Origin of the sequence: Klebsiella sp. CN_Kp091 (assembly GCF_040065095.1) — a bacterium.
Taxonomy (GTDB): Bacteria; Pseudomonadota; Gammaproteobacteria; order Enterobacterales; family Enterobacteriaceae; genus Klebsiella; species Klebsiella aerogenes.
This window is the reverse complement of sequence record NZ_JBEAIO010000045.1, coordinates 55,217-67,530: the sequence shown is the minus strand read 5'-3', so window position 1 is coordinate 67,530 and position 12,314 is coordinate 55,217. Positions and strand designations below refer to the sequence as shown.

The 12,314-nt window shown below is 56.6% G+C and carries 14 protein-coding genes; 7 read left to right on the top strand and 7 right to left on the bottom strand.

Features of this window, described 5'->3' with window-relative positions; translation table 11 throughout:
- The first annotated feature begins 65 nt into the window (after positions 1-65).
- On the top strand, positions 66-902 hold the full coding sequence (gene fdhD, locus ABLV17_RS19165; RefSeq protein WP_045395330.1) for a formate dehydrogenase accessory sulfurtransferase FdhD: 837 nt from the start codon (positions 66-68) through the stop codon (positions 900-902).
- 128 nt (positions 903-1,030) lie between these two features.
- Entirely contained in the window at positions 1,031-1,243 is a 213-nt protein-coding gene (locus ABLV17_RS19160) for a YdgH/BhsA/McbA-like domain containing protein (RefSeq protein WP_015368957.1), read from the top strand.
- Between the two features lie 44 nt (positions 1,244-1,287).
- On the opposite strand, the gene ABLV17_RS19155 is transcribed toward ABLV17_RS19160, so the two are convergent.
- Both ABLV17_RS19155 and ABLV17_RS19150 read right to left on the bottom strand, forming a co-directional pair.
- A complete protein-coding gene (locus ABLV17_RS19155; RefSeq protein WP_045378791.1) occupies positions 1,288-1,611 on the bottom strand; it encodes an AzlD domain-containing protein in 324 nt (107 codons plus the stop codon).
- The gene (locus ABLV17_RS19150) at positions 1,611-2,270 is read right to left on the bottom strand and encodes an AzlC family ABC transporter permease (protein ID WP_015703937.1); all 660 of its coding nucleotides are present in this window, start codon (positions 2,268-2,270) and stop codon (positions 1,611-1,613) included. The genes ABLV17_RS19155 and ABLV17_RS19150 overlap by 1 nt, the downstream gene beginning before the upstream one ends.
- A 100-nt stretch (positions 2,271-2,370) precedes the next feature.
- Between ABLV17_RS19150 and ABLV17_RS19145 the strand changes: the two genes are divergently transcribed.
- The 5 genes from ABLV17_RS19145 (at position 2,371) to ABLV17_RS19125 (ending at position 7,043) form a co-directional block, all read left to right on the top strand.
- Complete coding sequence (locus tag ABLV17_RS19145) at positions 2,371-2,919, top strand: helix-turn-helix domain-containing protein (protein ID WP_087858746.1); 549 nt, start codon at positions 2,371-2,373, stop codon at positions 2,917-2,919.
- Between the two features lie 200 nt (positions 2,920-3,119).
- A complete protein-coding gene (locus tag ABLV17_RS19140; protein WP_113374889.1) occupies positions 3,120-4,331 on the top strand; it encodes a PfkB family carbohydrate kinase in 1,212 nt (403 codons plus the stop codon).
- 15 nt (positions 4,332-4,346) lie between these two features.
- The gene (locus ABLV17_RS19135; protein WP_032712972.1) at positions 4,347-5,270 is read left to right on the top strand and encodes a dihydrodipicolinate synthase family protein; all 924 of its coding nucleotides are present in this window, start codon (positions 4,347-4,349) and stop codon (positions 5,268-5,270) included.
- A gap of 13 nt (positions 5,271-5,283) precedes the next feature.
- Complete coding sequence (locus ABLV17_RS19130) at positions 5,284-5,775, top strand: YhcH/YjgK/YiaL family protein (protein WP_047041910.1); 492 nt, start codon at positions 5,284-5,286, stop codon at positions 5,773-5,775.
- Entirely contained in the window at positions 5,772-7,043 is a 1,272-nt protein-coding gene (locus ABLV17_RS19125) for an MFS transporter (RefSeq protein WP_015368950.1), read from the top strand. The genes ABLV17_RS19130 and ABLV17_RS19125 overlap by 4 nt, the downstream gene beginning before the upstream one ends.
- 45 nt (positions 7,044-7,088) lie before the next feature.
- Here ABLV17_RS19125 and rhaM read toward each other — a convergent pair whose 3' ends face one another.
- From rhaM to rhaB, 5 genes are all read right to left on the bottom strand, one after another.
- Positions 7,089-7,403: an L-rhamnose mutarotase gene (rhaM, locus tag ABLV17_RS19120; RefSeq protein ID WP_308958191.1), complete on the bottom strand. Its 315-nt coding sequence runs from the start codon at positions 7,401-7,403 to the stop codon at positions 7,089-7,091.
- Complete coding sequence (fucO, locus tag ABLV17_RS19115; protein WP_087858744.1) at positions 7,400-8,548, bottom strand: lactaldehyde reductase; 1,149 nt, start codon at positions 8,546-8,548, stop codon at positions 7,400-7,402. The genes rhaM and fucO overlap by 4 nt, the downstream gene beginning before the upstream one ends.
- A 31-nt stretch (positions 8,549-8,579) precedes the next feature.
- The gene (gene rhaD, locus ABLV17_RS19110) at positions 8,580-9,404 is read right to left on the bottom strand and encodes a rhamnulose-1-phosphate aldolase (RefSeq protein WP_308958190.1); all 825 of its coding nucleotides are present in this window, start codon (positions 9,402-9,404) and stop codon (positions 8,580-8,582) included.
- An 80-nt stretch (positions 9,405-9,484) separates the two neighbouring features.
- Positions 9,485-10,744 carry an L-rhamnose isomerase gene (gene rhaA, locus ABLV17_RS19105; protein ID WP_308958189.1) on the bottom strand — a complete coding sequence of 420 codons (1,260 nt, stop codon included), beginning with the start codon at positions 10,742-10,744 and terminating at the stop codon, positions 9,485-9,487.
- Entirely contained in the window at positions 10,741-12,207 is a 1,467-nt protein-coding gene (gene rhaB, locus ABLV17_RS19100) for a rhamnulokinase (protein WP_348854547.1), read from the bottom strand. The genes rhaA and rhaB overlap by 4 nt, the downstream gene beginning before the upstream one ends.
- Positions 12,208-12,314 lie beyond the last annotated feature (107 nt).

The following is a 12,314-nucleotide window of genomic DNA, read 5'->3' as shown; positions in this document are numbered from 1 at the left end:
CTGGAGGGATATAAAAACAGAATACCACATTGTGTGTATGCCTGTTCCAATACGGTTAAATGAAAGTGAATAAGAACCTTCCTGAACAAATCAAAAATGTGACAGATGTCACAGGTTATCGCCAGATTACCCTCTGGAAACGTGAGGATTTACAACATCCTCAGCCAGACGAGGTAGCAGAAGAGGTACCCGTCGCTCTGGTCTATAACGGCATCTCGCACGTCGTCATGATGGCGACGCCACGTGACCTGGAACATTTCGCCGTCGGTTTTTCCCTATCTGAAGGGATTATACAAAGCCGACAAGAGATCTACGGGATGGACGTGGTACAGGCCTGTAACGGGGTTGAAGTGCAAATAGAACTCTCCAGCCGCCGGTTTATGGGGCTGAAAGAGCGCCGCCGGGCGCTCGCCGGGCGTACCGGTTGTGGAGTATGTGGCGTCGAGCAGCTAAATGATATCGGTAAGCCCGTCGAGCCGCTGCCCTTTAGCCAGACCTTTGCGCTCTCTCATCTCGATCGCGCGCTCAAACAGTTAAATGAGGTTCAGCCTATCGGCCGCCTGACCGGCTGTACGCACGCCGCCGCGTGGGTGCGCCCTGACGGTGAACTGGCGGGCGGGCATGAAGATGTAGGCCGTCACGTTGCGCTGGATAAACTGCTGGGGCGTCGTAGTGAAGAAGGAGAGGGCTGGCAGCAGGGCGCGGCCTTAGTCTCCAGCCGCGCCAGTTATGAGATGGTACAGAAGGCCGCGATGTGCGGGGTGGAAATCCTGTTTGCCGTCTCTGCGGCGACGACCCTGGCGGTTGAAGTCGCCGAGCGTTGTAATCTGACGCTGGTGGGGTTCTGCAGGCCAGGCAGAGCGACGATTTATACTCATCCGCAGCGCCTCATTGCCGGTTAAATGTTGGTCAGTTTTTTTGAAAGATGACAGCAAATCCTTCCGCTTTTAGTTACGGGATGTGAAGATTATTATTTATCACATCAAGGCACGGCGCCTTATCCAAACAACTAAATTAAAGGGTTTATATCATGAAAAGCATCAAAACTTTTGTCGCTGTTATCGCTCTGGCCGCTTCTTTCGGTTCTTTCGCTGCACAATCCGTGACCGCCACCGCTTCCACTATGGACGCCGCGGAAGCGAAAATCGCCGCTCAGGCGCAGGCTGCCGGCGCGTCTTCTTACACCATTACCGAAGCGTTTAACGGTAATCGCGTGCATATGACCGCTGAACTGAACAAATAAGTTAGCAAGTAACTACCGTCGAAAGAGCGCCTCAGGGCGCTTTTTTAGTTTATACCCGCCAGGCGTAGCAACGCCGTCACCACCGCCGCGGCGATAATCACCACGATAAGCGGCATCTTGCGCCAGGCAAGGAACACGGCAAAACCGACGCCAAGTACCCGCGCCATGCCGGAAAAATGCTCGCCTTCATAAAAGGTGGTTGCCAGCGCCACGGAAAACAGCAACACCGTCGCGGCATCAGAAAGCAGCGCCTGTGAGCGCTCGGAAAACGCTAAACGGCTGCCGAGCTTTGCCCCGCCCAAACGCATCAGGTATGTGCCGATCGACAGAATCGCGATCCCGGCGATAAACAGCGTCATATTAGCCATTATTTTTTCCTCGCCAGTAAGCCAAACAATGAGAGCAGAACCGGTAATCCAACCGGCGCGAAGGGCACGGCGGCAAGCGAAATAACCGCGCCGCTGCAGGCACGAATCAGTGTGGTACGTTTTTTAAAAGCCGGTACCACCAGCGCCAGCAGAATAGCCGGGAATACCGCATCCAGGCCGATGGTTTCTGGAGCGGGTAATAATTTACCGACGCCGGCACCCAGCAGGGTACCGAGCGGCCAGATGAGCGCCACGCCTAGCCCGCAGAGCCAGTAGGCGGCTTTACGTTGCTCCGGGGTTTTCTGCGACAGGCCGAACACCACGCTCTCATCATTCATGATGTGGCAGCCGAGCAGGCTGGCGGCGCGGGCGCCGACCAGATCGCGCACGGTGACGCCAAAAGGAACGTGGCGGGCGTTCACCAGTAAACCTGCCGCCGCCGCGGCGAGCGGGTTACCGCCGCTGGCGACAATACCGATAAACATAAACTCAGAGGCACCGGCCAGCACCGTAATGGAAAGGACAAACGGCACCCACAGCGGAAAACCGTAGGCCATCGCTAATGAACCGTAAGACATGCCAACCACGCCGACCGCCAGGCATACCAGAACGATTGCTTTAATGGTGTCTCCACTGAGACAGGAAAATTTGTAACGCATACGCTTTAGCCATATCGAACGAATTTCCATTATAATGAACGCAACAGAATGGTTTTTCAAGACGAACGATTCGTTCGATATAAAATACGAGGAGCGGTGTATGACACAGCCCATCAGCGTAATTGCTAAAAGCCTGGCGCGCGAGCGTTCGCGCACCGGGCTCTCACTGGCGGAGGTAGCGCGCCGCGCCGGGATAGCCAAATCGACCCTGTCACAGCTGGAGTCCGGCAATGGCAACCCTAGCCTGGAAACATTGTGGGCGCTGTGCGTGGCGCTGGACATTCCCTTCGCCCGCTTACTGGAGCCGCAGGCCAACCAGACCCAGGTGATTCGCCGCGGCGAAGGCACTAAAGTGGTTGCTGAGCAGGCCAACTATCAGGCCATTTTGCTGGCGGCTTGTCCCCCCGGCGCGCGTCGCGACATCTATCTGCTGTTGACGCAGCCCGGCGCCGATCGGATCTCGCACCCGCACCCGCCCGGGTCGGTCGAACATATTATTATCACTCAGGGGCGCGCGCGCGTTGGTCTTACCGAAGCGCCGGAAGAGCTGGGGGAAGGGGATTACATCTGCTACCCGGCCGATCGGGAACACCTCTTTCAGGCGCTGGAGCCGGATACCCAGGCGCTGCTGGTGGCAGAGCAAAATTAGTCAGAATCTGCGCATTTTATTCTGATGCGCAGAAGATTATTTCATTTCCCATTAATGATTGAGTGAATTATTTATTCACTCAATTTCTTCATTGTTTTTCCATTTTTGTTTCCTTCCGTTTTGCCTGAAAACATGGGATTGATGTCACTCTTCCTTCCGGAAGGGGTTCGTATACTTAATTCGTGACATTGGGGCCTATTATGTTTTTAGAAGAACGTAGAAAGCATATCCTGAAATATTTAAACGATCATGAGCGTGGTTTTGTTAATTATTTTGCTGCTTATTTTAGTGTTTCAAAAGAAACCATTCGCAGTGATTTAAATATTCTTGCAGAAATGGGGTTGGTGCAACGTTGTTATGGCGGAGCGATTATTTCCCGGCACAATTTAAAGGCTGAACTTATTTCTGAAACCGGTGATAGTTTCGGCGTGCTGCTGCAGCCGATTAACCATCGGAAACCTACGGCGAGCGGTCAGCAGAAAGGAAAATCGATGAACGGCAAAGTGTGTGTATTCGGCTCATTTAATGTGGATATCGTGGCCCGAGTGGAGCGTTTTCCGCGCGGCGGAGAATCGCTACTGGCGCTCGCCAGCAGCCTTGGGCCCGGTGGCAAGGGGGCGAATCAGGCGACAGCGGCCAGTAAAGCCGGCGCGCAGGTCCATTTTGTCGCTAAGGTGGGCAAAGATCAGTTTAGCCACCTGGCGGCCGATCATCTCACTCGTTCAGAAATACACTCCTATACGCTTTATCAATCTGAGAGCGAACCTACCGGCAATGCCATTATTTATGTTTCGCAGGAAAATGGCGAAAATATGATTGCTATTTACTCTGGCGCCAATACTACAATAACGCATAATGAGATTGAGGCGATTATTCCAGAGTTGTCCGCCTCCGACGTTTTACTTGTTCAGCTTGAGAATAATTTTGACGCCACCCATTCGCTAATAAAAATCGCCAGGGAACTCGGTAAGACAGTCATTCTCAATCCGGCGCCATACTCGGCGGAAATAATCAAAAGCATCCCTTATATCGATGTGATTACACCGAATGAAACCGAGGCTTCATTATTATCCGGTATCGACATTCACGATGTTGATACTGCCAAAGAAGCCGCGCTGCGCATCGCTGAATTAGGTGTAAAGAAAGTTCTGATTACCATGGGGTCGCGCGGAGCGCTGCTGCTGGATAATCTCCAGTTTAGCCAAATTCGCGCCTTTCCGGCGGTCACCGTCGATACCACCGGCGCTGGCGATGCGTTTAATGGCGCGCTCGCCGCCTCGCTGGCTGCCGGCAACACCCTGGTTCAGGCCGCGACCTGGGCCTCTGCTTTCGCCTCTCTGGCCGTCGAGCTGGAGGGGGCTTCCAACATGCCTGACTTTGCGCAGGCAAGTGCCCGACTCCGTACCCTCTAATCCAGGAAAAATAAGATGAAAACGATTAACGGTGTTGTACCCGTCATGCTGACCCCTTTTACCGCTGACGACCAGATTGATTATCCGGCGCTGGCGAAGCTGATTGATTGGTATCTGGCAAAGGGCGTGGATGCGCTTTTTGCCGTCTGCCAGTCCAGCGAAATGCAATATCTCAGCCTACAGGAGCGTGTCGAGCTGGCGCGTTTCGTGGTGCAACGCGTGGCGGGACGCATTCCAGTCATTGCCTCGGGCCATATCAGCGATGATCTGGCGGCGCAAAAAGAGGAGTTGCTGGCAATGGCGCAGACCGGCATTGATGCGCTGGTGCTGGTCACTAATCATCTCGATCCGCGTAATGAGGGCAGTGAAGTCTTTTTCGCTACCCTGCAATCGCTGTTAGCGGCTTTGCCTTCTTCCATGCCGCTGGGGCTGTACGAGTGCCCGGCGCCGTATCGCCGCCTGCTTAGCGACGACGAGTTCGCCTGGTGCGCCAACAGTGGTCGTTTCGTGGTGCTGAAAGATGTGAGCTGCGATCTGCCAACCGTTGAGCGCCGCGTGCGTCTGGCGCAGGGAACCCCGCTGAAGGTCATTAACGCCAATGCCGCGATTGCCTGGCCGGCGATGCTGGCGGGCGCCGAAGGTTTCAGCGGCGTGTTCACCAACTTCCATCCCGAACTGTACGGCTGGCTGTGGCGGGAAGGCAAAAATCAGCGGGCGCTGGCCGATGAACTGGCGATATTTCTGTCGCTGGGTGCGGTAACCGAAACGCTGGGCTACCCGAAAAACGCCAAAATTTACCATCAACGGCTGGGGACCTTCGACAGCGATGCCTGCCGGGTTAATAAAGACGATGTGCTGAGCAAATTCTGGGGGCTGACGGTGATCCTCGACCAGATCCGCGCCGGGACTGAACTGTGGCAGCAGCGGATCGCCGGCTAAGGGAGGGATCGTTATGATCGTATCGAGTCTGCAGGCGTGGTCTGCGCAACAGGCCGCGTTTCATCCGGCGATCCGCCAGGCGCTGGCGTTTATCGCCAGCCAGGATTTCCAGCGCTTCGCGCCGGGGAAAATCGACCTGATCCCGGGGAAACTTTTCTGCCTGCTACAGGAGATGGAGAGCGTGCCTTTCGCGCAGGCGCGGCCGGAGTCGCACAAGCAGTTCATTGATATTCAGTATCTGATTTCCGGCGAGGAGCGGATGGGTGTCAGCCGCGCTGAAAGCGGCAGTCATTGCGTTACCGAGGATCGGACGCCGCAGCAGGACATCTTGTTCTGGCAGGTTGAAGAAGAGGAGACGCAGATAACCCTGAAACCCGGCATGTTCGCCATTTTCTTTCCCCAGGATATCCATCGCCCCTGCTGCCATCCGCGCGATGGCGAGCGGCAACATATCCGTAAAGCGGTGATGAAAATCGATCGCGCCTTGCTGGAGGAGGGTTTATGAGTTCGCTAAATCAAACGGCGGCTGAAGCGATTGCGGCGCCGAAACTCTCGCGTCGACGTTGGGGCATTATTTTAATCCTGCTGCTGGCCGCGGTGGTCAATTACCTCGATCGCGCCAACCTGAGTATCGCGAACACCACCATCGCCAGGGAGTTTGGCTTCTCTGGTACTGAAATGGGGCTGTTATTGTCAGCGTTTCTCTGGCCCTATGCGCTGGCGAATTTACCCGCCGGCTGGCTGGTAGACCGCTTTGGCGCGAAGAAAATGTTCAGCGGCGCGCTGGGGTTATGGTCAGCGGTGACGTTCTTAATGGGCTTCGTGAACACCTATAGCTTCTTCTATGGTTTACGCATGCTGCTGGGCGTGGCGGAGTCACCGTTCTTCACTTCCGGTATCAAGATCACCCAGAGCTGGTTCTCGGAGAAAGAGCGCGGGCTGCCGACATCGATTATCAATACCGGTTCGCAAATCGCCAATGCGATAGCGCCGCCGGTGCTGACTATTTTGCTGTTATGGATCGGCTGGCGCGGCATGTTCATGGTTGTCGGCCTGCTCGGACTGCCATTGTTGCTGGCATGGCTTAAATTTTATCGCGACCCGGACGCGCGCGAGGCGATGCTGATAAACACCGGCAAAGTCATGCGTCCCGAAGGTGAGCAGCCGAAGGTCAGCTGGGGCGAACTGTTTCGCCGGAAAACCACGTGGTTCATGATTGCCGGTAACTTCTGCATCATGTTTACCATTTGGGTTTATCTGACATGGCTGCCGGGATATCTGGAAACCTCGCTGGGCTTTAGCCTCAAGCAGACCGGTTTTATCGCCTCGATTCCTTTCTTTGCCGGTATTATCGGCGTGCTGTGTGGCGGGATGCTTTCTGACAGACTGGTGCGTAAAGGGATGAACGCCGTTACCGCGCGTAAAGTGCCGATTGTGGCGGGCGCCGCGCTGGCGGCCTGTTTCGTGATGCCGATTCCGTTTGTTGATAATAGCGGCGTTGCGATCGCCCTGCTGACGCTGGGCTACTTCTGTTCACAAATGCCTTCCGGCGTGATCTGGACGTTAGCGACCGATATGGCGCCGAAAGAACAGGTCGCCTCATTGGGTGCTATCCAGAACTTTGGCGGCTTTCTCGGCGCGGCGCTGGCGCCGATTATCACCGGCATTATTCTTGATGCTACCGGGCACTTTACCAACGTATTTATTCTCGGTGGGATACTGCTATTTATGGGCGCCTGCTGCTACGGTTTCTTTGTGCGCAAAAATGCCTAATCCCTCTGGTAGCAAAAACGCCTGATTGCTCAGGCGTTTTCTTTATTACGCAAGGTAAAACACTTCACTCAGTTCAACGCTTAGTGGGCTGTTATCCGGATTCGTCGGCATCACCTCGCGCATATACCGCCACCAGCGTTGGCAGACCTCTGTTTCCGCCACCGCGTTCCAGCGGGCCTCCGATTCAATTTCCACCGTGGCGAATAGCAGATGGCGCTGTTTGTCGAGAAAGATCGCATAGTGATGCGCGCCATGCGCTTTCAGCGTGGCTTCCAGTTCAGGCCAGATGGGATTATGACGGCGCCGATACTCCTCGTGGGCGTTGGGATTGACCTGCATCACGAAGGCTTTGCGGATCATAACGCCTCCAGGTATAACTCGCGCACCTCGTCGCGGCTGGCGCTGCGCGGGTTACAGGGTGCGCAGGGGTCGGCCAGCGCTTTATCCAGCCAGCCTTCGATGTCGGCCTTACTGACGCCAAGCTGGCTAAAGCCTTCAGGAATACCGACTCGTTTGCTCAACGCGCGAATCGCATTAATCGCCGCCATGCTGGCGGTTTCGTCGCTCATGCCGCCCGTATCGACGCCCATCGCCTGGGCGATGCGGGCAAAACGCGCTACCGCGTTCGGGCGGTTAAAGTTTTCGATGATCGGCAGCAGGATGGCATTACAAACGCCGTGCGGCAGATTGTGGGTCGCGCCCGGCTGATGCGCCAGCGCGTGTACCAGACCAAGACCTGCGCTGTTGAACGCCATTCCTGCCAGATACTGACCGTATGCCATCTGCTCGCGGGCCTGCAGATTGTGCCCGTCATCGACGGCCAGCGGCAGCCACTGGTGAATTAAGCGAATCGCTTCCAGCGCGTTGGCGTCGGTCAGCGGATGGGCGCCGACGGAGACAAACGCCTCAATAGCGTGGGTTAACGCATCCATACCGGTCGCGGCGGTAACCGACGGCGGAATATCGAGCATCACGCTGGCGTCGTCGACGGCAATATCCGGGATGATGTTTGGGTCGATGATGACCTCTTTCACCTGACGTTCGCTATCAATAATCACCGCGTTGCTGGTCATTTCAGCGGCGGTTCCGGCGGTAGTGTTAATTGCCACCAGCGGCACGCCGGCATTCTTCACTTTGCCCACGCCGGAATAGGCGGTCGATGGCGCCGGGTTAGCGCTGAGAATTTTCACCGCCTTAGCGGTATCGATCGGGCTGCCGCCGCCGAATGCGATAATATAGTCGCACTGCGCCGCACGGAATGCGGCGATACCTTGCTGAACCAGCGCTTCGGTTGGGTTCGGAAAGACGTTATCGAACAGATGATAAGACAGTTGATGCGCTTCCAGCGCCTGAAACAGGCTATCGAGCAGGCCCATTTCCACCAGATGGCCGTCGGTGACAATCAGCGCTTTTCCCCACTGCTTGTCCGCCACCAGGCTCACCATATCGCCGATCGCGCCCGCGCCATGCAGGCTGATTTTCGGCAGTGCCAACATAAAGCTCATGATTATTCTCCTTACAAAGCGACTCGCTTTCTTAGAGCGCCAGCGCGCTGGCCAGCGGCGTGACGCCAAAGCGTTGGCCTAACGCAATCAATTCTTCGCGGCTAATCGTCTGTTTCATGCCGCCCATCGAATAGACTTTCACCAGCACCTCGGCGGATTTCTCGGCGGTATCGATTAGGCCGAAAGTCTCATCCAGCGTCGGTCCGCTGCCGAAGACGCCGTGGAATGGCCACAGCACCAGAGAGTGTTTCTGCATTTCACCGGCGGTCGCCTGGCCAATCTCGTCGGTGCCCGGCACCATCCACGGCAGAATGCCGACGCCGTCCGGGAACACCACCAGGCATTCGGTGCTGCCTTCCCAAAGCTTGCGGGTGAACAGATCGCTGTTGTTCTCCAGCACGTAGGTCAGGGCGATCAGGTTGGTGGCATGGCAGTGCATGATCACGCGATCTTTGCCGCCGGTGGCTTTGATGCGCTCGCAGTGCGACAGGAAATGCGCCGGCAGTTCCGACGTCGGCACGGCTTCTTCCGTTAACCCCCACAGAATGAAGTAGCCCGCGCCGTCGTTGTCTATTTTCACCACTCCGAGATTGGCGGCGGGATCGAGCTGCACATTACGGAAGAATTTACCGGAACCGGTAACGATAAACGGCTGATTAGCCAGTTCCGGCATCGGCTGACTTAAGGCGATATAGCGCGGCTGGGGGTGAAAATCGGCTTTGAATGGCGCGATATCCGCTTCATCCAGGCGCAGCGTCAAATTACCGCCGTTACGCTCGTCCCAGCCTTTAAGCCAGGCGTCGGAGGTGGCTTTGATCATGCCCTGAACGAACCATGAATTGATGATGTTGTGCATAGTCTTGTCTTTCCTGTTGATTCGTAATAGGTGTTTCCCCGGATAAACCCTGTACGGCACAATCCGGGGAAAGTCAGGCATTAGCCGCGCTGGCTTAGCACGTCTTTTTCATAGGTCCGCACGTTTTCCAGCCACTGGCTGCCTGCCGGCGTATCGTGACGCTGGCAGTACATCTCCCAGATGGCCTGCCACGGCAGAGATTTCTGCTCTTCGAGCAGTGCCAGACGGGCGGTGTAATCACCGTCGTTTTCCAGCTGGCGCAGCAGCGCCGTCGGCTCCAGCAGCGCGCGCAGCAGGGCTTTTTTCATGTTGCGGGTGCCGATTACCCACGCCGCGATGCGGTTAATGGAGGCATCAAAGAAGTCGAGGCCGATATGCACGCGGTCGAACAGGTTGTGGCGGATAATTTCGCTGGCGATGGCCTGGGTTTCGTCATCCAGCAGCACCACGTGATCGCTGTCCCAGCGTACTGGGCGGCTGACGTGCAGCAGCAGGCGTGGGATATAGAGCATGGCGGCGGAGATTTTGTCGGAGATGACTTCCGTCGGATGGAAGTGGCCGGCATCCAGGCACAACGCGGTTTGACGGCTGGCGGCGTAGCCCATGTAGAATTCATTGGAGCCCACGGTATAGCTTTCGGCGCCGATACCGAACAGCTTGCTCTCAACGGCGTCGATATGGTGCGCCGGATCGAGCTTTTCGCTGATGACCTCATCCAGCGCGTTCAGCAGCCGCTGGCGCGGGGCGAAGCGATCGACGGTAATATCTTTCATGCCGTCCGGCACCCAGATATTCATTACCGATGGCGTCCCAAGTTGTTCGCCGAAATAAGCGGAGATGCGGCGGCTGGCTTTACAGTGATCGATCCAGAACTGACGAATCTCCGGGTTGGCGTGCGACAGCGTAAAGCCGTCGGCGCTTAGCGGATGCGAGAAGCAGGAAGGGTTAAAATCGAGCCCCAACTGGTGGCGTTTGGCCCATTCCACCCAGTGCTTAAAGTGTTCCGGCTTAATTTCATTACGCGCGACCGGCGTGGCGGACTCAAGATAAATCGCGTGCAGATTAAGGCGCTTCGGCCCCGGTATCAGGCTTAGCGCCTGTTCGAGGTCGGCGCGTAGCTCCTGGGCATTGCGCGCTTTGCCGGGATAGTTGCCAGTGGCCTGAATGCCGCCGGTTAAGTTGCCTTCCGGGTTTTCAAAGCCCGCCACGTCATCGCCCTGCCAGCAGTGCATTGACACCGGCAGACGGTCCAGCTGACGCAGAGCTTCCTCGGCATCTACGCCGATGGCGGCATAGCACTGCTTAGCAATTTCCCAGGCTTGTTCAAGTTGAGTGGTCATGCGCAAAGCTCCTTTGTAGGTTGTGGCTGAAATTGCGCGACGAAGCGGGCAATTTCGCTATCTGAATGTGGGGTGAACGTGGTGAGCGACGCGTTGTCGCGTACCACCTGACGGAATTCATCGACGTTGTGCAGTTCATCCAGCGTCATCAGCTGGATGCCGATATTGCCAAGCGTGGAGGCTTCAATGGGGCCCGCCACCACCGGCAGGCCGCAGGCATCGGCGCACAGCTGGTTAAGCAACACGTTCTGGCAGCCGCCGCCGACGATATGCAGCTGGCTGAAAGGGTGGCCGCGGAGCGCTGCAAGCTCGCCCAATACCCGGGCATACAGCAGCGCCAGACTGTCGAAAATGCAGCGCGCCAGTTCGGCGGGAGTGACCGGAATCGGCTGGGCGGTCTCTGCGCAGGCGGCCTGAATTTCGGCGCTCATATTGGCCGGGTTAATAAAGCGATCGTTATTGCAATCAATCAGGTAACGGCAGGCTGGCAGCATCGCCGTGTCGACAATCAGCGCCTGCAGATCGCTAATGTTCTGCTCTTGCAGTACCCGCTGCAGCAGCCACAGGCCCATGATGTTTTTCAGTACCCGATAACGCCCCTCGGCGCCGCCTTCATTAGTGATATTCGCCTTCAGCGCCTGCTGGCTGGTGTAAGGCGTTTTACTTTCAAAGCCCATCAGCGACCAGGTGCCTGATGAGAGATAGGCGGCATTTTTATCCGCCAGCGGCGAGGCGATCACGGCGCTGGCCGTATCGTGGCTGGCGACGGCGACCACCGGGATGCGGTTACCCTGCGGGCAGATCCAGTGGCCGATAACATTGCCCGGATGCGTCGGCGTACCGAACCAGTCCGGCGTCGCGCCGCTCCAGCGGATCAGCTCGTCATCCCAGTTATCGCTATTGATATTGACCAGTTGCGTGGTGGTGGCGTTGGTGTATTCCCAGTTCATCGCGCCGGTCAGGCGGTAGCTGAAGTAGTCTGGGATCAGCAGCGCATGGGCGACCTGTTCCACCAGCGTCGGCTGCTGGCTGACCAGCGCCCGCAATTGATAAAGGGTGTTAAACGGCAGAAACTGGATGCCGCTGCGGCAGTAAATATTGGCGCGGCCGAGGTGTTCGATTGCCTGCGCCATCAGGCCGTGAGTGCGGCTATCGCGATAGGAAACCGGCAGGCCGACGCGCTGGCCGCGTTTATCCAGCAAGACGAAATCAACGCCCCAGGTGTCGATGCCGATGCTGTCGATCAGGATCCCCTGTTCGCATACTTTCACCAGCCCACGGCGAATTTCCGCTTCCAGGCTATCGATATCCCAGCAATCGTAGCCGCCCACTTTCAGGAGGCGGTTGGTGAAACGGTGAACTTCACGCAGCGTCAGCGCGCGCGTCGCGGTGTTATAATTCGCGAGCATGACCCGACCGCTGGATGCGCCTAAATCAACGGCGACACAATGACGAATACTCATGGCACGACCCTTCTTAAAATCATTACAGGCAGTCTAAAAAAGGCGTCTCTGCGTCACCTTCTCGCTACTGACAGCGAAAACGGACGGCTGGCAACACAGCAAAGGTG

What these genes read in the sequence shown, in the direction of transcription:
- ABLV17_RS19140 (WP_113374889.1), top strand. Translation starts at nt 3,120, where the DNA reads ATGTTTTTAGAAGAACGTAGAAAGCATATCCTGAAATATTTAAACGAT.
- fucO (WP_087858744.1), bottom strand. Translation starts at nt 8,548, where the DNA reads ATGAGCTTTATGTTGGCACTGCCGAAAATCAGCCTGCATGGCGCGGGC.
- ABLV17_RS19130 (WP_047041910.1), top strand. Translation starts at nt 5,284, where the DNA reads ATGATCGTATCGAGTCTGCAGGCGTGGTCTGCGCAACAGGCCGCGTTT.
- ABLV17_RS19125 (WP_015368950.1), top strand. Translation starts at nt 5,772, where the DNA reads ATGAGTTCGCTAAATCAAACGGCGGCTGAAGCGATTGCGGCGCCGAAA.
- rhaB (WP_348854547.1), bottom strand. Translation starts at nt 12,207, where the DNA reads ATGAGTATTCGTCATTGTGTCGCCGTTGATTTAGGCGCATCCAGCGGT.
- ABLV17_RS19135 (WP_032712972.1), top strand. Translation starts at nt 4,347, where the DNA reads ATGAAAACGATTAACGGTGTTGTACCCGTCATGCTGACCCCTTTTACC.
- ABLV17_RS19145 (WP_087858746.1), top strand. Translation starts at nt 2,371, where the DNA reads ATGACACAGCCCATCAGCGTAATTGCTAAAAGCCTGGCGCGCGAGCGT.
- ABLV17_RS19160 (WP_015368957.1), top strand. Translation starts at nt 1,031, where the DNA reads ATGAAAAGCATCAAAACTTTTGTCGCTGTTATCGCTCTGGCCGCTTCT.
- rhaD (WP_308958190.1), bottom strand. Translation starts at nt 9,404, where the DNA reads ATGCACAACATCATCAATTCATGGTTCGTTCAGGGCATGATCAAAGCC.
- ABLV17_RS19150 (WP_015703937.1), bottom strand. Translation starts at nt 2,270, where the DNA reads ATGCGTTACAAATTTTCCTGTCTCAGTGGAGACACCATTAAAGCAATC.
- rhaA (WP_308958189.1), bottom strand. Translation starts at nt 10,744, where the DNA reads ATGACCACTCAACTTGAACAAGCCTGGGAAATTGCTAAGCAGTGCTAT.
- rhaM (WP_308958191.1), bottom strand. Translation starts at nt 7,403, where the DNA reads ATGATCCGCAAAGCCTTCGTGATGCAGGTCAATCCCAACGCCCACGAG.
- ABLV17_RS19155 (WP_045378791.1), bottom strand. Translation starts at nt 1,611, where the DNA reads ATGGCTAATATGACGCTGTTTATCGCCGGGATCGCGATTCTGTCGATC.